At 60.3% G+C, this 17,787-nt stretch carries 19 protein-coding genes and 1 pseudogene; 9 read left to right on the top strand and 11 right to left on the bottom strand.

Annotated elements, in window-relative coordinates; genetic code table 11:
* The first annotated feature begins 148 nt into the window (after nt 1-148).
* The 4 genes from ACW9JC_RS20595 to ACW9JC_RS20580 all read left to right on the top strand — a co-directional run bounded on the left by ACW9JC_RS20595 (nt 149) and on the right by ACW9JC_RS20580 (nt 2,739).
* Nucleotides 149-1,051, top strand: coding sequence for a chemotaxis protein CheV (locus ACW9JC_RS20595; RefSeq protein ID WP_416127793.1), 903 nt, complete (start codon nt 149-151; stop codon nt 1,049-1,051).
* Nucleotides 1,052-1,076: 25 nt separating this feature from the next.
* Nucleotides 1,077-1,535: a GNAT family N-acetyltransferase gene (locus ACW9JC_RS20590; RefSeq protein WP_448106378.1), complete on the top strand. Its 459-nt coding sequence runs from the start codon at nt 1,077-1,079 to the stop codon at nt 1,533-1,535.
* Between the two features lie 44 nt (nt 1,536-1,579).
* On the top strand, nt 1,580-1,906 hold the full coding sequence (locus ACW9JC_RS20585; protein WP_457457208.1) for a hypothetical protein: 327 nt from the start codon (nt 1,580-1,582) through the stop codon (nt 1,904-1,906).
* Nucleotides 1,907-1,989: 83 nt separating this feature from the next.
* On the top strand, nt 1,990-2,739 hold the full coding sequence (locus tag ACW9JC_RS20580; RefSeq protein WP_457457207.1) for a YkgJ family cysteine cluster protein: 750 nt from the start codon (nt 1,990-1,992) through the stop codon (nt 2,737-2,739).
* Nucleotides 2,740-2,883: 144 nt separating this feature from the next.
* Here ACW9JC_RS20580 and ACW9JC_RS20575 read toward each other — a convergent pair whose 3' ends face one another.
* Nucleotides 2,884-3,120 carry a hypothetical protein gene (locus tag ACW9JC_RS20575; protein ID WP_338584813.1) on the bottom strand — a complete coding sequence of 79 codons (237 nt, stop codon included), beginning with the start codon at nt 3,118-3,120 and terminating at the stop codon, nt 2,884-2,886.
* A gap of 195 nt (nt 3,121-3,315) precedes the next feature.
* Between ACW9JC_RS20575 and ACW9JC_RS20570 the strand changes: the two genes are divergently transcribed.
* Nucleotides 3,316-4,290 carry a 2-hydroxyacid dehydrogenase gene (locus ACW9JC_RS20570; protein WP_338584812.1) on the top strand — a complete coding sequence of 325 codons (975 nt, stop codon included), beginning with the start codon at nt 3,316-3,318 and terminating at the stop codon, nt 4,288-4,290.
* 51 nt (nt 4,291-4,341) lie between these two features.
* Here ACW9JC_RS20570 and ACW9JC_RS20565 read toward each other — a convergent pair whose 3' ends face one another.
* Nucleotides 4,342-5,244, bottom strand: coding sequence for a DMT family transporter (locus ACW9JC_RS20565; RefSeq protein ID WP_457457205.1), 903 nt, complete (start codon nt 5,242-5,244; stop codon nt 4,342-4,344).
* Nucleotides 5,245-5,382: 138 nt separating this feature from the next.
* Here ACW9JC_RS20565 and ACW9JC_RS20560 point away from each other — a divergent pair, with 138 nt between their 5' ends.
* Nucleotides 5,383-6,258: an AraC family transcriptional regulator gene (locus tag ACW9JC_RS20560; RefSeq protein ID WP_338584810.1), complete on the top strand. Its 876-nt coding sequence runs from the start codon at nt 5,383-5,385 to the stop codon at nt 6,256-6,258.
* 143 nt (nt 6,259-6,401) lie between these two features.
* On the opposite strand, the gene ACW9JC_RS20555 is transcribed toward ACW9JC_RS20560, so the two are convergent.
* From ACW9JC_RS20555 to ACW9JC_RS20520, 8 genes are all read right to left on the bottom strand, one after another.
* Nucleotides 6,402-8,753, bottom strand: a complete 2,352-nt coding sequence (locus ACW9JC_RS20555) for a TonB-dependent siderophore receptor (RefSeq protein WP_457457211.1) — start codon at nt 8,751-8,753, stop codon at nt 6,402-6,404.
* A gap of 188 nt (nt 8,754-8,941) precedes the next feature.
* Nucleotides 8,942-9,931 (bottom strand): FecR family protein, encoded by a 990-nt coding sequence (locus tag ACW9JC_RS20550; RefSeq protein WP_457457203.1) that lies wholly within the window; start codon nt 9,929-9,931, stop codon nt 8,942-8,944.
* Nucleotides 9,928-10,500, bottom strand: a complete 573-nt coding sequence (locus ACW9JC_RS20545) for an RNA polymerase sigma factor (RefSeq protein ID WP_457457201.1) — start codon at nt 10,498-10,500, stop codon at nt 9,928-9,930. Before ACW9JC_RS20545 ends, ACW9JC_RS20550 begins: the two co-directional genes overlap by 4 nt.
* Before the next feature lie 4 nt (nt 10,501-10,504).
* Complete coding sequence (locus ACW9JC_RS20540) at nt 10,505-10,831, bottom strand: DUF3325 domain-containing protein (RefSeq protein ID WP_457457199.1); 327 nt, start codon at nt 10,829-10,831, stop codon at nt 10,505-10,507.
* On the bottom strand, nt 10,832-12,409 hold the full coding sequence (locus ACW9JC_RS20535) for a PepSY-associated TM helix domain-containing protein (protein ID WP_457457197.1): 1,578 nt from the start codon (nt 12,407-12,409) through the stop codon (nt 10,832-10,834). It lies immediately after the preceding gene.
* Entirely contained in the window at nt 12,406-12,711 is a 306-nt protein-coding gene (locus tag ACW9JC_RS20530; protein WP_457457195.1) for a DUF3649 domain-containing protein, read from the bottom strand. Before ACW9JC_RS20530 ends, ACW9JC_RS20535 begins: the two co-directional genes overlap by 4 nt.
* A gap of 217 nt (nt 12,712-12,928) precedes the next feature.
* On the bottom strand, nt 12,929-13,336 hold the full coding sequence (locus ACW9JC_RS20525; protein ID WP_338584800.1) for an HPF/RaiA family ribosome-associated protein: 408 nt from the start codon (nt 13,334-13,336) through the stop codon (nt 12,929-12,931).
* Between the two features lie 219 nt (nt 13,337-13,555).
* Nucleotides 13,556-14,497, bottom strand: coding sequence for a LysR substrate-binding domain-containing protein (locus tag ACW9JC_RS20520; RefSeq protein WP_338584797.1), 942 nt, complete (start codon nt 14,495-14,497; stop codon nt 13,556-13,558).
* Nucleotides 14,498-14,632: 135 nt separating this feature from the next.
* On the opposite strand from ACW9JC_RS20520, the gene ACW9JC_RS20515 reads away from it, so the two are divergent.
* Together ACW9JC_RS20515 and ACW9JC_RS20510 are read left to right on the top strand one after the other, a co-directional pair.
* On the top strand, nt 14,633-16,009 hold the full coding sequence (locus ACW9JC_RS20515) for an L-serine ammonia-lyase (protein ID WP_457457192.1): 1,377 nt from the start codon (nt 14,633-14,635) through the stop codon (nt 16,007-16,009).
* Nucleotides 16,010-16,254: 245 nt separating this feature from the next.
* Entirely contained in the window at nt 16,255-16,572 is a 318-nt protein-coding gene (locus ACW9JC_RS20510; protein WP_338584794.1) for a DUF3509 domain-containing protein, read from the top strand.
* Here ACW9JC_RS20510 and ACW9JC_RS20505 read toward each other — a convergent pair.
* Nucleotides 16,569-17,069, bottom strand: coding sequence for a phosphate-starvation-inducible protein PsiE (locus ACW9JC_RS20505; RefSeq protein WP_338584793.1), 501 nt, complete (start codon nt 17,067-17,069; stop codon nt 16,569-16,571). The genes ACW9JC_RS20510 and ACW9JC_RS20505 overlap by 4 nt on opposite strands.
* A gap of 276 nt (nt 17,070-17,345) precedes the next feature.
* Between ACW9JC_RS20505 and ACW9JC_RS20500 the strand changes: the two are divergent.
* Nucleotides 17,346-17,585, top strand: a pseudogene (locus ACW9JC_RS20500) (YebG family protein); the annotation flags it as partial.
* Nucleotides 17,586-17,787 lie beyond the last annotated feature (202 nt).

Genomic DNA, 17,787 nt, shown 5'->3' with positions numbered 1-17,787 from the left:
GATCCAAGTAGGAGCTGCCGCAGGCTGCGATCTTTTGATCTACCCGATGCCCATGAAGCTAAAGCCTGCCCCAAACAAGTCGATAACCCGGCATCGATAGCTGTCGGCAACCGTGACAGCCCATCACCTTTTGCCCAAGAAGGTTCTTATGTCCACCACCAAAGCCCGCGCAGATTCACTTTCGCTTCTGCTCTTTACCTTGCGCAGTGGCAAGTTGATGGCGATCAACCTGCTCAAAGTCAGTGAAATCATCCCCTGCCCGCCGCTGACCAAGCTGCCGGAGTCGCACCCGCACGTCAAAGGCATCGCCACGCTGCGCGGCGCGTCGCTGTCGGTGATCGACCTGAGCCGCGCCATCGGCGAGCGTCCGCTGGAAGATCCGAACGGCGGCTGCCTGATCGTCACCGATGTCAGCCGTTCCAAGCAGGGCCTGCATGTGCAGGCGGTAAGCAAGATCGTCCACTGCCTGACCACCGACATCCGCCCGCCGCCATTCGGTTCTGGCGGCGTGCGCTCGTACATCACCGGCGTGACCTCGGTCGACGGCACACTGGTGCAGGTACTGGACATCGAGAAAGTCATCCACGGTATCGCCCCGGTGCAGATCGAAATGGCGCCGACCGAACTCAGCATGGAAGACGCCGAAGTCCTGGGCAGCGCGCGGATTCTGGTGGTCGATGACAGCCAGGTCGCGTTGCAGCAATCGGTGCATACCCTGCGCAACCTCGGCCTGCAATGCCACACCGCGCGCAGTGCCAAGGAAGCCATCGACTGCCTGCTGGACCTGCAAGGCACCGCGCAGCAGATCAACCTGATCGTTTCCGACATCGAAATGTCCGAGATGGACGGCTACGCCTTCACCCGCACCCTGCGCGAAACGCCGGACTTCGCACATCTCTATGTCTTGCTGCACACCTCGCTCGACAGCGCGATGAACAGCGAAAAAGCGCGGCTGGCCGGAGCGAACGCGGTGCTGACCAAGTTCTCGTCGCCGGAGCTGACCAAATGCCTGATCGAAGCAGCCAAGGCTGTGGCCGAACAAGGTCATTGAGTTGACCGTGGATTATTGCTGGCTGATGCGGCGCGACCTCGCCGAGGTGGTGCCGGCCATCGACTGGCCGACCGGCATCCAATTGATCACCTATCGCCCCGAGCTCGCCGAAGCGGTCCATCGCTTGATGGAGCTGGGTTACCGCGACGGCGGTGGCCGGGTGCCGGCGCAGGAGCTCTGGCAGCAAAAGTTTGAAACCGACCCTGAATACGATCCCGCCCTGTGCTTCATTGCCCTGGATGGCGAAGGCGTGGTTGGCGTATGCCAATGCTGGACCAGCGCTTACATCAAGAATCTGGTGGTGCATCCAAGGGCGCAACGTGAAGGCCTGGGCCGCGCGTTGCTGTTGCACGCCTTCAAAGTATTTCAGCTGCGTCGGGAAGGCTTTGTGGATTTGAAGGTGCTGGAAGACAACCTGCGCGCGCGGCGGTTGTATGAACGTGTCGGGATGTGTGAGGTGCGTCGGGAACCTGTTCCGGTCTGACATACTCACACCTTGGCCCTTACCTGCCCAAGGATCCCCGAACAATGAAAACCGCCACCCTGGCCTTCCTCTGCCTCACCGCCCTCGCCACTCAGGCCCAAGCCTCCAGCGCTGACGCATGGGCCGCTTACGACAAAACCGTGCTCGCCAATTGCACCAAGGCCAGCGGTCTGAAGGATGCCAAACCCGTCGGTAACGCCGCGCAGTTCGATGATCGCGTTGGCTACACCGCACTCCTGCTGCAAGGCCAATATCCGCAAAAACACATGAAAGGCGCGCAAGGCACCGAGCTGTGCCTCTACAACAAAAAGAGCAAAACCGCGTACGTCACTGAATGGGACTCCATTCGTCCGACCACCAAGGCGCAGTGAGTGGCGCATAATTTGCTTCGATAGCAGCCTTTGCGGCGGCATTCTGTCGCCGTTTCATGTTCTCGGATGCGACTGACCGCTCAATGAATACGACGTTTTCCTGCGTAGGCTGCGGCAAATGCTGCAATGATCACCATGTGTCCCTGACCTTGCCTGAAGCCCGCATGTGGGCCGCCGATGGCGGTCAGGTGATCGTGCTAGTGGAAGCTTTCCTAAGCAACGGCCTGGGCCTGCCGGCGCAACAACGGGAACACGCCGAACGTCGTTCGGCAGTGGTTCGCAGCGCCGATGCCGAGGCTTACGTCGCCATCACCTTCGCCGCCTACAACGTCGGCCCCTGCCGTAATCTTGACGAAGACAACCTCTGCCGCATCTACGAACGCCGGCCGCTGGTGTGCCGTATTTATCCGATGGAAATCAATCCGCACATTCCGCTGAACACTGCCGTGAAGGAATGCCCGCCCGAGTCGTGGGAAAAAGGGCCGGACCTGATCGTCGGCGGTGAATTGGTCGACCGTGAGCTGTCGGAGTTGATCCAGCGCTCTCGTCAGGCGGATCGCGATGACATCCAGATGAAGGACGCGATTTGTGCGTTGCTGGGGTTCCGCACGGCAGCGCTGAAAGGCGACGGGTTCACCGCTTATCTGCCGGACATGAATGAATTTGCCACGATCATCGACGAACTGACCGGGCAGACGTTGCCGGAGTGGAGCAGCGAGTGGCAGTTCCATGTGTCGGGGGAGGATATCGCCGGGCAGGTTGTTGCAGCCGGGGCGCTCGTGACGACAGAAGCGCCGACGAACTATGGGTTTATTTCGTTGCGGGCGGCTTGATCCAAAGGATTCATCGCCTGCAATGGCCTCATCGCGAGCAAGCTCGCTCCCACAGGGTGATGCGTTCTTTCATGAGAATACGATCACATGTGGGAGCGAGCTTGCTCGCGATGGCGGCAGATTGTGCGACGCAAGGCCTGGAACTTAGCGCTTACCCATCGACCGCCGTGTCCCCGGAGGCGCCATGCCTGGGGTCTTGGTGTGGCCGTTCTTGGCGCCGTTCTTGTACCACGGCTGGTTCGAGCCCTTGGCGGACGCCAGCTCACCCGGTTTGAACGGGAACTTGAACGCAGGGATTTCGGCTTTGGTTTCGCTGTCGGCACTGGCGTCGACGTTGTCGCTCAAATCGTCGGCGACCGGCGGTTGTATCGGGGAAGTCATGAAAGCTCCGGGTGATGCGCAAAGTGTCGGGCCCGGTCAGCGAGCCGCGAAAGGCGCCAGTATAGCGGAAGGGCAGCTACAAGCTTCAAGCTGCAAGCCACAAGTTAAAAACAGCCGCGGCGCCTTTTTGGGCTTGCGGCTGAACGCCTGAAACTTGTAGCTTGCTAAGCATTCCCGCCCGACGAGCCTGCATCCATGAAAAAAACCGTCCTCGCCTTCAGTCGCGTCACGCCTGAGATGGTCGAACGCCTGCAACAAGACTTCGACGTCATCGTGCCGAATCCGAAAAACGGCGATATCAACGCCCAGTTCAACGACGCCCTGCCCCACGCCCACGGCTTGATCGGTGTCGGCCGCAAGCTCGGTCGTGCACAACTGGAGAACGCCGCCAAGCTGGAAGTGGTGTCCAGCGTCTCGGTGGGCTACGACAACTATGACGTCGCTTACTTCAACGAACGCGGGATCATGCTCACCAACACTCCGGACGTGCTGACCGAAAGCACCGCCGACCTGGCCTTCGCCCTGTTGATGAGCAGCGCCCGCCGCGTCGCCGAGCTGGATGCCTGGACCAAGGCCGGCCAATGGCAAGCCACCGTCGGCGCGCAGCTGTTCGGTTGCGATGTGCATGGCAAGACCCTGGGCATCGTCGGCATGGGCAATATCGGCGCCGCCATTGCCCGCCGTGGTCGCCTGGGTTTCAACATGCCGATCCTCTACAGCGGCAACAGCCGCAAGACTGAGCTGGAACAGGAACTCGGCGCGCAGTTCCGCAGCCTCGATGAGCTGCTGGCCGAAGCCGACTTCGTGTGCCTGGTGGTGCCGCTCAGCGAGAAAACCAAACACCTGATCAGCCACCGCGAACTGGCGCTGATGAAGTCGAGCGCGATCCTGGTGAACATTTCCCGTGGTCCGGTGGTGGACGAGCCGGCGCTGATCGAAGCGCTGCAAAACAACCGCATTCGCGGCGCCGGGCTGGATGTCTACGAAAAGGAACCGCTGGCCGAGTCGCCACTGTTCCAGCTGAAAAACGCCGTGACCCTGCCGCACATCGGCTCCGCCACCAACGAGACTCGCGAAGCGATGGCCAACCGTGCCCTGGCCAACCTGCGCAGTGCCCTGCTGGGTGAACGACCACAGGACCTGGTCAACCCGCAAGTCTGGAAGGGCTAAAGCAAAACGGGCAGGCGCCAGACACGCCTGCCCGTTTATTCGCAGATTGCTTCAGGCCAACTTGCCGTTGCCCTGCACCAGCGGCGCCTTGGGTTTACGGAACACCAGCACGTTCCCCAGCATCACCATCACCAACCCTGCGAGTGCCGGCGCGGTCCATTGATAGCCCTCGGCGAACGCCGAGACATTCAGCGCCACCACCGGGAACAGCACGGTGCAATAGGCCGCACGCTCCGGTCCCATGCGACCGACCAGCGTCAGGTAAGCAGTGAACCCGATCACCGAGCCTGGAATCACCAGATACAGCAGCGAGCCGATGTAACGCGCATTCCATTCCATATCAAACGGAATGCCTTTGACCAGGCACCACACCGACAACATCGTCGCGCCGTAAGCCATCCCCCAGGCGTTGGTCGTCAACGGCTTGAGCCCGGCTTTCTGTTGCAGGCTCGACAGCATGTTGCCCGCCGAAAAACACAAGGTGCCGAGCAGCGCCAGGCCCAAGCCGAGCAAGGTTTCCGGGCTGGCGGTGTGGCCCGCGAGTTCCGGCCAGAACAACAGGCCCAACCCGAGCAAGCCCAACGCACCGCCCATCAGCACATTGCGGGCGATCTTCTGGCCGAAGAACACCCGCGCATTGAGCGCGTTCCACAGCGTCGCGGTGGAAAACACCACGGCCACCAGACCGCTCGGGATCCACTGGCTTGCCGTCAGGAAACACATGAAGTTGATGCAGAACAGGCACAGCCCCTGCGCCAGACAAATAAGATGTCCACGCCGGTTCATCACCTGAAGCTTCCGGGTGAGAAGCAACATGACGAACAGCACCAACGCGGCGAGGCCGAAGCGATAGACGATCGACACGGGAATCGCCACCACGCCCAGTTGCCATTTCAGGGCAATCCAGGTGGTGCCCCAGATCAGCACGGTCAGCAGGTACAAAGACAGGTTCATGACAAAGACTCCTCGATAGGTGCCCAGTGTCCTGCGCCGCGCCCTGGTGCACTTGCATAAACTTGCGCTTTTGTCAGGTGACAGGCTGGCAGGCGAACGTCTACGGAGTAGGATGCAAGGCGTTGGAGAGAACCGATCATGGCCGCACTGGATACCCTACAAGTCTTTCAAGCCCTCAACCGCTCGCCCAATGCTCGCCTTGAGCACAGCGCCGAGCTCGGTGACGGCTTGTCCGCAGCCTTGTGGAGCAACCACCATGACGCCCAGGATTACGAAGCGCCGAGCCATCACACGCTGTCGTGCTACATCGCCGGCGGCACCGGCACCTTTCGCCGCGATCAACCCGGCAACAAGGGTGGCCCCGACAAACTGTGCGTCCTGCCCGCCGACCATCAGTCCGGCTGGGTGATCAACGGCGACATCCGCCTCGCGCACCTGTATTTCAGCCCCGAACAATTTGCCCTCGGCTGCGTCACCCTGCTCGACCGCGAACCGCGTGAATTGCAGTTGCGCGAGCAAACCTTCCTTGATGATCCGCAGCAAGCCGTGCGTTTTCGCCAGTTGATCACCCTCAACTGGGACGAACCGGGCGAACGTTTGCTCACCAGCAGCCTGGCCCACGAGATACTCGGCCATGCGCTGCTCAGCCAGGTCAGCGTGCGCCCGAACTTGCGCCTCAAGGGTGGTTTGGCCGCGCATCAACGGCGGCTTTTGGTGGACTACATCGACAGTCATCTGGCCGAAGCCATCAGCCTGGGGCAATTGGCGGCGCTGTGCGCGCTGTCGGAATACCACTTCGCGCGAATGTTCCGAGAGAGCTTCGGTTTGCCGCCGCATCAATATGTGCTGGCGCGACGCCTGAATCGCGCGCGGGAATTGTTGCGCTCGACTGCGCAGCCGTTGGGGGAGATTGCATTGGCGTGCGGGTTTGCCAGTGCCAGTCACTTTACCAATCGGTTTCGGCAGACGTTGGGTGGGACGCCTGGGGAATACCGGCAGGCGTTTTTGCGTTAGTCCCTGGACTTGCAGCGCCTGTCAGGCCGTCATCGCGGGCAAGCCCGCTCCCACAGGGTTTTGAGTCGATTGCATATTCCGCGAGCGACATAACACCCTGTGGGAGCTGGCTTGCCAGCGATGAACGATGACGCGGTCTGTCGTCAGAACTCCAAAGTGCTGGACAACGTCACCTGCCGCGAATCGCCCATCGACACAAAGAACCGGCTCGCCGCCGAGGTGTAGTAAGTGCGGTCGAACAGGTTCTTCACGTTGAGCTGGAACTTGACCTTCTGCCCGTCGAGTTGCGTGTCGTAGGTGGCGAACGCATCGGCAACGGTGTAGCTCGGCAGCTCGAAATCGTTCACCGCATTCCCCGCCCGCTCGCCGACGTATCGCGCGCCCGCACCGACTCGCAATTGATCGCCACCGATGATCCTGCCGAAGTCATACACCGCCGACAGTGAGCCGCTGTTCTTCGCCACGTTTTGCAGTTTCTTGCCTTTGTAATCCGGGTCTTCAGTGACTTCGGCATCGGTGTAGGCGTAGCTGCCAATCATGCTCCAGCGGTCGCTGAGCTGGCCGCTCAAATCCACTTCCAGGCCACGGGAGCGCACTTCACCGGCGGCGCTGTAGATCGTCACCGGACCTTCGGAATTGGCGATCAGCACATTGCGTTTCTTGATGTCGAACAGGGCGACGTTGCCCGTCACACGCCCCGGCAAATCAAGCTTGGCGCCGATTTCCAAAGACTTGGCTTCTTCCGGCGCGACACTGCCGTCGAGCACGACGGTGCTGCCGCTCAATGGCGCGATGGTCGAGTTGGGTTTGAACGATTCGGTGTAGCTGCCGTAGAACGACAGTTCGTCGGTATAGCGGTAGACGAGGCCGGCGCGCGGCACCCATTTCTGCCCGTTGCTGTCGGTGTTGGCATGGAACGGCACGCCCTTGCCGGCGTACTGGTCGTACTCCTGGAAACGCCCGCCCGCCACGAAAATCCATTTGTCGGTGAGGTGGATCGAGTCCTGCAAAAACACCGAGTCGCTGCGCAGTTTATCGGTCTGGGCGCTGTCGGCCGGGCTGACAGTGGAGCCTGGCACTTCACGGCCGTAAACCGGGTTGAGGTAGCTGAAGGTGGTCAGGCTTTTCTGGCGGATCAGGTCTTCACGGTAGATCTTGCGGTACTCGTCATCGATACCGAACACCAGGTCGTGGCGCATGCCCGCCACGTCGACGTTACCTTCAAGGCTCAGCGTGGTGAAACGGTCGGTACTGATCGCGTTCTGCGTGCCGTCCATGCTGCGGGTCAGCGTGCCTTTTTTGGTGTCGATGGCGGTTACACGGACCTGGCTGGCGTCGTAGGTTTCGCGGTTCCAGCTGTAGCCGAAGTGGGCTTTCCAGTTGTCGTTGAGCTCGTGATCGGCCTCGAAGTGATACAGGTCCGACCGCCCTTCCATGTTGTTGAAAGGCTCGTCGAGCCGACGATCACGGGAGATGTCCAGCGGGTGGTTGTCGCGCGGATCGATGATCGTGCCACGGTCGAACGGGGTCAGGAATTCACGGTGTTCGTAGGCGAACAACAGCTTGGTGCTTTCGCCGAACCAGGCCAGCGACGGGGCGACCAGGGTTTCGCGATGCACGCCGTAGTTGCGCCAGTAATCTTCGTCTTCGTGGTCCAGCACCATGCGATAGGCCAGGCCGGTATCGCCCAGCGCACCGGTGCTGTCGAAGGTGGCGCCGCTGCCATTCTTGCCATCGCCATAGGTCGAGCCGCGCGCCGTCAACGCGTTGTATTGCTCAAGCTCCGGCTTCTTGCTGACCATGTTCACCACACCGCCCGGATCCTGAATCCCGTAGAGCAGCGAGGCCGGCCCCTTGAGCACTTCGACCCGGTCCACCGTGGCGTTCATGCCACGGCCCTGCACGATCGGCATGCCGTCACGCATAATCGAGCCGTTGCGGTTGTCGCCAAAGCCGCGAGTCATCACCGAATCCTGAGTGCTACCCAGCGTATTGCCTTGAGTGATGCCGCTGACGTTGGCCAGGGCGTCATCGAGATTGCGCGGCGCCTGATCGCGAATGACCTGCGCCGCGACCACGTTGACGGTCTGCGGAATTTCCTGAAGCGGCGCGGAGCTGCGCATCACCGAACTGGTGGGCGGTGGCTGGTAGCTGGTGGATTCGTCCATCATGGAAGTGATGGTGGTCGCGCCCAGGTTCAGCGCGCCTTCGGTGGGCAGCGGCTCCAACACCATCGTGTGGCCGTCGGTACGGCGGAAGGTGAAACCGGAACCGCTGAGCAAACGCTGCAATGCCTGCTCTGCACTCAACTGGCCACTGACGGCGGGTGCGGTGATGCCATAAGGCGCTTCATCGGTGTAGACCACGCTGATGCCGGTGGTGCGGCTGAAGTCGCTCAGGGCCTGGGGCAGCGGTTTGGCGGCCATCGAAAAGCTGAATTGCGTCTGTTGCTGCGCGCTGGTTTGCGCGGCCATCGCCACGCTCAGCGGCAGCATCGCCAACGCCGAAAAACTCAACGCAGAAACACCCAACTATTGTTTGACCGAACCCGATTTTGCCCTGGACTTCATGACTCATGACCTGTGTAGAACCGCAGCGGATGCGAATGACTCGCAGTTTCAGTCACTACACGGATGGCGTTCGGTTTTACCTCAGCAGAAAGTTGAAAATATTTGATTTAGGTTCAGCGCAAAATAATCAAATGCCCCAACACCTGATGCTGCTCAAACCCCAAAACACCCTGCAACGAGCTCAACACCGCTTGTGGGTTCTTGCTCGGAAAGCTGCCACTGACCCGCCGCTGAGCCAGCTCATCGTTGAGCAACACGATCCGCCCCGGGTAATAACGCCCCAGGTCCTGCACAACATCGGCCAGCGTCGCCTTGTAGTAATTGAGCCAACCCTGGCGCCACGCCAGTTGTGCTTCGCTGTCCACTGCGTGAAGTTTTTCCGCCGAGCCATTGCCGTACGCCACTTGCTGGCCCGCCGTGAGAATTTGCTGCCCGGCGTTTTTGTCCGCCGTCACACCGACCCGACCGGACAACACCGTGACCTGCGCGCCGTGGGGTTGCAGGCGCACTTCGAACTGCGTGCCGAGCACCCGCGCCTGGCCCTTTTCCGCGTCAACCACAAATGGCTCGCCGGTGTGGGTCACGCTGAAAAAACCGGCACCGCGACGCACCTGCACATGCCGCTCACCGCCGCTGAAATCCACGGCAATGGCGCTGTCGGCATCAAGGGTGACTTGGGATTTGTCGGCCAGCGTAACGGTGCGGATTTCCCCCGGCGCCGACACATAATCGGCGCCCAGATCATCGATCCAGCGCAACGGCTGAAAACCGCTGCCGAGGCTGATCATCAGCAGCAAACAAGCGGCCATGGCCAGCGCCCCGGACCAACGCCGAACGCTACTGCGCCGCGAGCGGTTCATGGCATTGAGATAACCCTGCAGAGCGAAGGCGTCTTCCTCGGCCAGGGTGCGCGCCGGCACTTCACTCAATTCCCACAGCACCTGCGCACGCGCGTAGGCCTCGGCGTGGGCGGGATCAGCCTTAAGCCATTGGCTGAAAGTAGCCTGATCGCCGCTGCTCGGCTGGTCATGCAACAGACTCAGCCAGGCCAGCGCGGCCTGCTCCTGAGCGGGCGTCGGGGTGACGCTCTGAAAATTGTTCACGGTGCTTTCCCTGGCGTACGCGGTTGCGGTTCCCGCAGACTGGCCTTGCAGGCCTCGAGCGCGCGCATCATATGTTTTTCCACGGCACTTTGGGACAGGCCCATGGCCTTGGCGATCTCGGCGTACTTGCGGCCATGGATGCGATTGAGCAAAAAGATCTGCCGCGTGCGTTCGGGCAATGCGCGCAACGCCGCTTCGACGTGACGCAAATCGTTGCCTGCTTCCAGCGCGGCTTGCGGTTCGCCACCCACGCTGTCCGACGGTTCCGCCATCAGGCCTTCGCTGGCCCGAACGCGCGTGCCTTCGCTGCGCAAATGGTCGATGGCGATGTTGCCGGCGCATCGCAGCAGATAGGTGCTGAGCTCCTCGACCTGCACCAGCGGCCGTCGCCAGAATCGCAGGAACAAATCCTGTACCAAGTCCGCCGCCGTCGCCCGGCAACCGACGCGCCGATTCACCAGCGCTTCCATTTGCGAACGTTGCGAGAGGAACACCTGAAGAAAATGCGCACGGTCGCCGCGCGGCTCATCGCGCTCGGTATCACCGGGTTCGGCTGGACGATTGATCATCGATTCAATACTGCGCAAACGCGGCAAGCGGGCTGGCCAGCAGGCTGACCCCGGCCAACGCCAAGGCCAGGCGCGGGCGATACGGCATCAGCAGGACCAGCGACAAGCCACTGAGCATCAACACCGCAAACCACTCCACCAGACCCAGCGCCCAGCCTGTGGTCGACACCGCCGCCCACAGCGAAAGAGCCAGCAGCAACCATCCCGCAAGCTTCATCCGTCGACGCATGACCAGCGTCGGCTTGCGCCCCAGCAACTCGGTGTGGTGACGATCCATGGACAAACACAGCGCGGTGAAACCGCCGTAACACAGCAAGCAGGCCAGCAACATTCAGTTTGCCTCTTGCTCAAGGGTGATCGATTGGGCGCGTTGCCGGACGACTTCGGTCTTTCCGGCGCGCTGCATTTTCCAGGCAGCCCAAGCGAGAAACACGCCGCTGCCCAGGCACGCGAGGTCGAAACCGGCCATGGCCCAATCGCCCTGCACCAACGTGACGCCGAGGTGATAAGGCGTGGTCAACGCGTTGAGCAACAGCACCGCGCCAAACAGCAACGCGGCCAGCGCCAATTGTTCCACCCACGCCGCGCAACCTCGGCGGACCATGGCATGCAGCAGGCTAATCCCCCAAACGATGAAGAAGCTGTTGACCTCCCAACCGGCCCGCTCGGCCATACCGATCGGCAACAAACGGTTGGCCCAGAAGAACGCCGCCACCGCCACGACCAAGCCGGACATGCTGGCAATATTCAGCTCTTCCACCAGCCGCAGTTCGAAGGGCATAACGCCGCTCTTGGCATGTTTGAGTTGGCGCTTGCCGAGCCAGATCACCAGCCCGGTGCCGATCATCGCCGTACTCGCCAACCCGCAGATAAAGTACAACCAGCGCAATAACGGGCCGGCGAAATGGCCCATGTGCAAACCGTAGAAACTGCCGGCAATGGCCATTGGCAACGGTTGAGCCGGAGTCGCGGCGAGTAGCTGCCCGGTCACACCGTTGAAGGTCACGGCGCTGCCAAATTCATGCACCACGCGGTCAGCCCCACTGCGAGCCAACACCACCGAGGCGTTCGCATCGCCGGGATTGTTCACCGTCAGGCGCCCGACCTCTCCACCCGACCACTGTTCGCGGGCCTTTTCCAGAAGCGGTGCCAAGGGCAGCAACGGTGTCGGTTGACCTGAGGCTTTCGCGGTATTGGCCGCTGGAAATACGTCGCTGAAAAACGCCTGAACATCACCTTTGTATGCGGCCAGAATGCTTGCCGGCATCACCATGCTCATGAAAATCACCAGGCTGCTGTAGGTGATCATCAGGTGAAACGGCAACACCAGTACACCCACCGCGTTATGCCCATCGAGCCAGGAACGCTGACCCTTGCGCGGGCGGAAGGTGAAGAAGTCCTTGAAGATTTTCTTGTGGGTGATGATCCCGCTGATCAGCGCGACGAACATCACCATGGCCGCGATGGTCGACAGCCAACGCCCCCACGGATAGGGCATTTGCAACTGGAAGTGGAAACGGTAGAAGAACTCGCCGCCCTGGGTGTCCCTGGCCTGTACTTCGTTGCCGGTTTGCGGATCGAGCAGTTTCGCCGTGAGTTGCCCGCGTTCACCGGGCTTGGCCGGCGCCTGTTGCCAGCGCACTGAAAGCGCGGGTTCACGAGCATCGGGCAGTTCGATGAGCCAGCGCGAAGCGCCGGAGGCGTGCTGCTGAAGATACGCCTGGGCCAAGGTTAGACTGGCTTCGGAGGACACCGAACGCGCGGGGATTTCCGGCTGCATCCAGTGACTGGTCTCGTCCTTGAAGTAAGCAAGCGTGCCGGTCAGGAAAATCGCAAACAGCAACCAGCCGAAAGTCAAACCGGCCCAGGTGTGCAACCAGGCCATGGCCTGGCGAAAGCCCTCTTTCATGACAGCTCCATCCAGTACGCCAGCCCGGCCAGCGCCGCCAAAAACAGGCTTGCCAGAATCAACCCGAACCACGCCCGCCATGCCGTTCGACAGGCAAAGCACCAGATCACCGCCAGCAGATAGATCAGGAACGAACTGGTCATTCCGGTCACTACCGCCTCGGCGCGGGCCATCGGCAACCACAGCGTCAGGCAGACACTCGCCAACGCCGTGATCCCATATCCGCCGAACACAGCGGCAAGCACTCGCGAAGTGACCGCCAGTCGATAGGAAACGGGGAGCGTGGGGCTTTTGGCTTTCATGAACGACCTGGAAAACGGGTGGGCCCACGTGCGGGGCCAGCAAAGCGCAATATTAATGATAAATATTCTCATACGCAAAACTGTCGAATGAGATTGGCTTGCCAAGACAATTGCCGCTAACCGCTTTCCCTCAGGTTTTCAGCTTCGCCACAAAGCAAAACGGGCCTGCATTCGCAGGCCCGTTTTTTGGTGGGAAGGTTAAGAGTTAGACCAGCTGTCAGCCGTTGAGCGCAGCCTGTTCGTTTTCCAGAAATTCCTCTTCCAGCAGCGTATCGGCATGGGCGCCACTTTCGATGGGCACCACATTGGCTCGTTTGCCGCGTAATTTGCCGAACATATGCTCCAGCGCATGTTCAAGTTTGGTGGCCGCACCGTCGATCGCCAGTTCCAGGCTATCGGCTTTATGGGTCACGGAAATCGGTTGGTGGCCTTTTGGCCGCGCTTCCAGCTGGCAGCGCAAATCGTGTGGTCCGGGCTTGTCGCCGTTCTCGTCCCGCAGGTGAACCTCGACGCGTGTCAGGTCCTCTTCGTAGCGTTCGAGCGTGCTCTCAATGGTAGTACGTACCCACTCCTCCAGTCGGATGCTGCTTTGAATATGGTTATCGCTATTGACTTGGATTTGCATAGTTCATCCCTTATTTCAGCTAGCTCGCGAGAGGCCGGTCAGCTAAGCCCTTGGGCGTCATCACCGTGACCTCTTACTTACACAATCGGTCTGTACGCTGAACAATTCAACCCCTAAAAAAAGATAAATTTGTAATCGCAAAAAAACCGGACAACCGGCAAAAGCGCTGTTAAGGTCGGGAGTTGAGTCGACCTGCTCTTACGTAATAATTGCTCACATTTACCGCTCCCCCAGCGGGTGCAAGCCACGAAAAATCCCCGCCTCTTCCACCAGCCAGTCATGCACCGCACGCACGCCCGGATGGCTCAGCGCACCCGGCGCATAAAGCACCATGTAGCGCTTGTGATTGGGCACGGTCAGGCCAAACGGCACGATCAGCGCACCGCGTTCCAGCTCATCGTTCAACAGCGTGCGACGGGCGATGGCAACGCCCATCCCGGCGATGGCCGCTTCGATGGTCAGGTGATTGCGATTGAACGTGTGCCCGCGCCGCACATCCGCGCCTTCGAAGCCGATCGCATTGAGATAGAACTCCCATTCCGCATATTCGTAACTGCCACGCCAGGCGGTGATGTCGTGCAGCAGCGGGAAATGCATCAGGTCGGCAGGGCCATGCAGCGGCGGACGTCCGCGTAGCAGGCTCGGCGCGCACACCGGAAAAATCTGCTCATCGAGCAAGGCTGTGGATAACAATCCAGGGTAGCTGCCATCGTTCAAGTCGATGGCCAGATCGAAGTCGCCCTCATGCAACGGCACGCTGCTGTCCTCGGCCACCAGACGCAACTGGATGTCTGGAAAGCGCTGCTGCAATCGCGGCAGGCGCGGGGTCAACCACTTGCTGAGGAACGACGGAATCGAACGCACCCGCAGGGTCCCGCTGATCATGCCGGCGTCCAGTCGACGCAATTCCGCATCGATGCTGCCGTAGGCCTCATTGACCGTGATGGCCAGTCGTTGCCCTTCAGCACTCAGCTCAACTCCGCGAGCACGTCGATGAAACAGGCGAAAACCCAGGCGCTCTTCCAGTTGCCGAATCTGCTGACTGACCGCCCCCGGCGTGATGTGCAGTTCTTCGGCGCAGCGGGTGAACGACAAGTGCCGCGCGGCACAGGAAAACACCTGCAGCCACACGTAGGTCTGGGCGTGCAATTGACGGCTCATCGTTTAGTCCTGCTAAAGGCTGTCTTAGGAAGTTTCGTTGGTCACGTAGGACCGAGGGAGGCAGTATCGCTGAAAGTGCGCTTGTCCTACAAAAATGGCAGCGATTCATCTTCCATTTCAGGAATAGGCTTTAGCATGGCTATCAGTGTTTTCGATCTCTTCAAAGTCGGCATCGGTCCGTCCAGTTCCCATACCGTTGGTCCGATGCGCGCGGCGGCGACCTTCGCCCAAGCGTTGATCGATCAGGCTTTGCTGAACGATGTGCGCCGCGTGGAGATCCGCCTCTACGGCTCCCTTTCGGCAACCGGCGTCGGTCATGCCACCGACCGCGCCTGCGTCATGGGCTTGATGGGAGAGTGGCCGGATCGTATTGACCCCACCACCATCGACAGCCGAATTCACACCCTGCGCGAAACCGGTGAGCTTTCGCTCGCGGGCCAGGTGACGATTGCCTTCGACTGGAAACGCGATCTCCTGCTGCTCGACGAGAGTCTGCCCTACCACCCGAACGCCATGTCTCTGACAGCCTTCGGCGAAACCGGCGAGCTGTTTGAGCAAACGTACTACTCGGTGGGCGGCGGTTTCATCATCGAAGCAGCCGAAGCCGAGTCCGGTGTTGCTCCCGACAGCGACGTGGTGTTGCCGTACGATTTCTCCAGCGCCGTCGAATTGCTCCAGCTCTGTAACCAGCACGGTCTGCGGATTTCCGAGTTGATGCTGGCCAACGAGCGGGCCTGGCGCAGTGACGCCGAGATCCGTCAGGGCTTGCTGCATATCTGGTCGGTAATGCGCGAGTGCGTCGAACAAGGCTTGCAACACGAAGGCATCCTCCCCGGTGGTCTGAATGTGCCGCGTCGCGCCGCGAAATTGCACCGCAGCCTGCTGGAAATCGGCAAGCCCAACGTCATCACCTCGACCCTCTCGGCCATGGAATGGGTCAACCTGTTCGCCCTCGCCGTGAACGAAGAAAATGCCGCCGGCGGGCGCATGGTCACCGCCCCGACCAACGGCGCGGCGGGGATCATTCCGGCGGTCCTGCACTACTACATGAAATTCAACCCGGACGCGTCGGACGATGACGTTGTGGCGTTCTTTCTGGGCGCGGCGGCGGTCGGCATTCTGTGCAAGAAAAACGCTTCGATCTCCGGCGCCGAAGTCGGCTGTCAGGGCGAAGTCGGCTCGGCCTGCGCCATGGCAGCCGCTGGTCTGGCAGAGGTGTTGGGCGCCACACCGGAGCAATTGGAAAACGCCGCGGAAATCGGCCTCGAACATAACCTGGGCCTGACCTGCGATCCGGTGGGCGGGCTGGTGCAAGTGCCATGCATCGAGCGTAATGCGATTGCTGCGGTGAAGGCGATCAACGCCACGCAAATGGCCCTGCGCGGCGACGGCAAACACTTCATTTCCCTGGACCGGGTGATCCGCACCATGCGTGACACCGGCGCCGACATGCACGACAAATACAAAGAGACCTCACGGGGCGGCCTGGCGGTTAACTGGGTGGAATGCTGAGCGCTTTGGAGGCACGTCGGGTTTTATTGCCCTGAAACGGGCAGGCAAAAAGAAGGCGGGCCATGGTGCCCGCCTTCTTTTTGCCTGTGATCATTGTCCGACAATTTAGTCGGCATGCCCCTTGCTACATCCCTGTTGGAACAATGATGGCGATATGGCCCGTGAATGGCCGGTGGTCCGGCGTTGCGAACCAACCCGATCACGGCCGGTCAACAACTGCACGTTCAATCAGGCGGTGACGCATCATGGACAACCCCTTTCAGCTCATTACCGATACCTTTGCAGCGGATTATCAAATCAACCTGAGCATTCAGGGTCTGGACGGCAGCATCATGTTGACCCTGTCCAACAGTGGCCGCGTAGTCGCAAAGCGCATGATCAGCGCCGAACAACGCAACGACCCCGAACGCCTTAAACGACTGGTGCAGAGCATTCAGTTCGGCATAGCCATCGAACAGGGCCACAGCGCGGTGGCCATCCTCGAATCCATGACCGATGGCGGCACGCGCAGCCTGCCGCCACCAAAAGCCAAAGGGCGCCCTCGCCCCGCCATGGGGCTTTAAATCTCGCCCTTCTCCACTTCCGGATGTTCACTGGAACCCGCGCCGATCTTACGGTGCGGGTTTTCAATCTTCACTGACGGAAATTGCGACGAAGCGTAACGCACCACCAGGATCGCAAACGCCAACAGCAGAATCCCGCCGCACAGGTAGATGATCCCCAGGTCTGGCGGATTGTGGTGGGAGACATTGGAAATCAGCAGGCGCGTCAACGCGGTGATTGCCACGTAGATCAGGAAGCGCACCGGCATGTGGTTGGTCTTGAAGTAAATCCCGACCATCGCCCCCAGTTCCAGGTAGATGAACAGCAGCAAAATGTCATCGATCTTGATGTGCCCCTGCTCGAGCATCCCGAGAAACTCCATCACTGCCGCCCACGCGGTCACGGCACCGATGGCGAACAGCGCCAGGTAGTGAAAGGTCTCGACGAACAGGTTGCCCAGGGACTCGGCCAGTTCATGCACGTTCTGCCGCAGCTTTTCGGCCCAGTTGATTTTCACGATGATGCTTCCTTAGGTCGGCTCGACCGGATAATGCGGGTTGGACGTGACGGTTTTCTGCATGCAGAAAAAAGGCCACCCCATGATGGCGAGCCGCTGTAAATTACGCTCCGTGGCGTTTGGTCGCACCTGTCGTGGCCTCGGCCTGACAAACCCTGAATCCGGACTACATTAAAAAGCCACTACCCAAAGCAAAGGGATTCGCTTATCCTTTTAGCTGTATATAGATACAGTAGTCGAAACCGACAACCAATGTGAAGGCATGTGAGGTGGTGAATGGCCGTCGAAGTGGTATACCGCAGCAGCCGAGATCTGGAGCGCTTGTTCATGGATAAAGCCGAAGCTGACCGTCATGACAAAATGCTCGAACTGGCCGAGCTGCTGGCTGAAGTGTTGCAAAAAGCCGTTCCGTCCCTGACCGAGCAGCAAGTGGAAGAAGCCGGGATCTACATGGCGAAGAACCGCGATGTGTTTGCCAAGGCCTTCAAGAGTCAGCCGGATGCCCTGTCCGAGTTGCTGACCGCGCCGGTTGAAGTCGTGCAAACGGTAGAAGCGGCAGAAGCCGAAGAACCAGCGCCACCAGCCAAACCGGCCAAGGCACCGAAAGCTGCAAAGTGACATCCGAATTGAATAGGCCCTGAGTCGAATGGCTCAGGGCCTTTTTCATGCTCACAATCAAAAGATCGCAGCCTTCGGCAGCTCCTACAGGGGAATTGCG

The organism is Pseudomonas sp. SDO5591_S426, from assembly GCF_054070755.1.
Note: the sequence above shows the minus strand (reverse complement) of the source record. Positions and strands in the feature narration are given on the sequence as shown.

Excerpts from the sequence above, each read along its gene's own strand:
- ACW9JC_RS20595 (WP_416127793.1), top strand. The coding sequence starts at position 149 with ATGTCCACCACCAAAGCCCGCGCAGATTCACTTTCGCTTCTGCTCTTT.
- ACW9JC_RS20590 (WP_448106378.1), top strand. The coding sequence starts at position 1,077 with ATGCGGCGCGACCTCGCCGAGGTGGTGCCGGCCATCGACTGGCCGACC.
- ACW9JC_RS20585 (WP_457457208.1), top strand. The coding sequence starts at position 1,580 with ATGAAAACCGCCACCCTGGCCTTCCTCTGCCTCACCGCCCTCGCCACT.
- ACW9JC_RS20580 (WP_457457207.1), top strand. The coding sequence starts at position 1,990 with ATGAATACGACGTTTTCCTGCGTAGGCTGCGGCAAATGCTGCAATGAT.
- ACW9JC_RS20575 (WP_338584813.1), bottom strand. The coding sequence starts at position 3,120 with ATGACTTCCCCGATACAACCGCCGGTCGCCGACGATTTGAGCGACAAC.
- ACW9JC_RS20570 (WP_338584812.1), top strand. The coding sequence starts at position 3,316 with ATGAAAAAAACCGTCCTCGCCTTCAGTCGCGTCACGCCTGAGATGGTC.
- ACW9JC_RS20565 (WP_457457205.1), bottom strand. The coding sequence starts at position 5,244 with ATGAACCTGTCTTTGTACCTGCTGACCGTGCTGATCTGGGGCACCACC.
- ACW9JC_RS20560 (WP_338584810.1), top strand. The coding sequence starts at position 5,383 with ATGGCCGCACTGGATACCCTACAAGTCTTTCAAGCCCTCAACCGCTCG.
- ACW9JC_RS20555 (WP_457457211.1), bottom strand. The coding sequence starts at position 8,753 with ATGCTGCCGCTGAGCGTGGCGATGGCCGCGCAAACCAGCGCGCAGCAA.
- ACW9JC_RS20545 (WP_457457201.1), bottom strand. The coding sequence starts at position 10,500 with ATGATCAATCGTCCAGCCGAACCCGGTGATACCGAGCGCGATGAGCCG.
- ACW9JC_RS20540 (WP_457457199.1), bottom strand. The coding sequence starts at position 10,831 with ATGTTGCTGGCCTGCTTGCTGTGTTACGGCGGTTTCACCGCGCTGTGT.
- ACW9JC_RS20535 (WP_457457197.1), bottom strand. The coding sequence starts at position 12,409 with ATGAAAGAGGGCTTTCGCCAGGCCATGGCCTGGTTGCACACCTGGGCC.
- ACW9JC_RS20530 (WP_457457195.1), bottom strand. The coding sequence starts at position 12,711 with ATGAAAGCCAAAAGCCCCACGCTCCCCGTTTCCTATCGACTGGCGGTC.
- ACW9JC_RS20525 (WP_338584800.1), bottom strand. The coding sequence starts at position 13,336 with ATGCAAATCCAAGTCAATAGCGATAACCATATTCAAAGCAGCATCCGA.
- ACW9JC_RS20520 (WP_338584797.1), bottom strand. The coding sequence starts at position 14,497 with ATGAGCCGTCAATTGCACGCCCAGACCTACGTGTGGCTGCAGGTGTTT.
- ACW9JC_RS20515 (WP_457457192.1), top strand. The coding sequence starts at position 14,633 with ATGGCTATCAGTGTTTTCGATCTCTTCAAAGTCGGCATCGGTCCGTCC.
- ACW9JC_RS20510 (WP_338584794.1), top strand. The coding sequence starts at position 16,255 with ATGGACAACCCCTTTCAGCTCATTACCGATACCTTTGCAGCGGATTAT.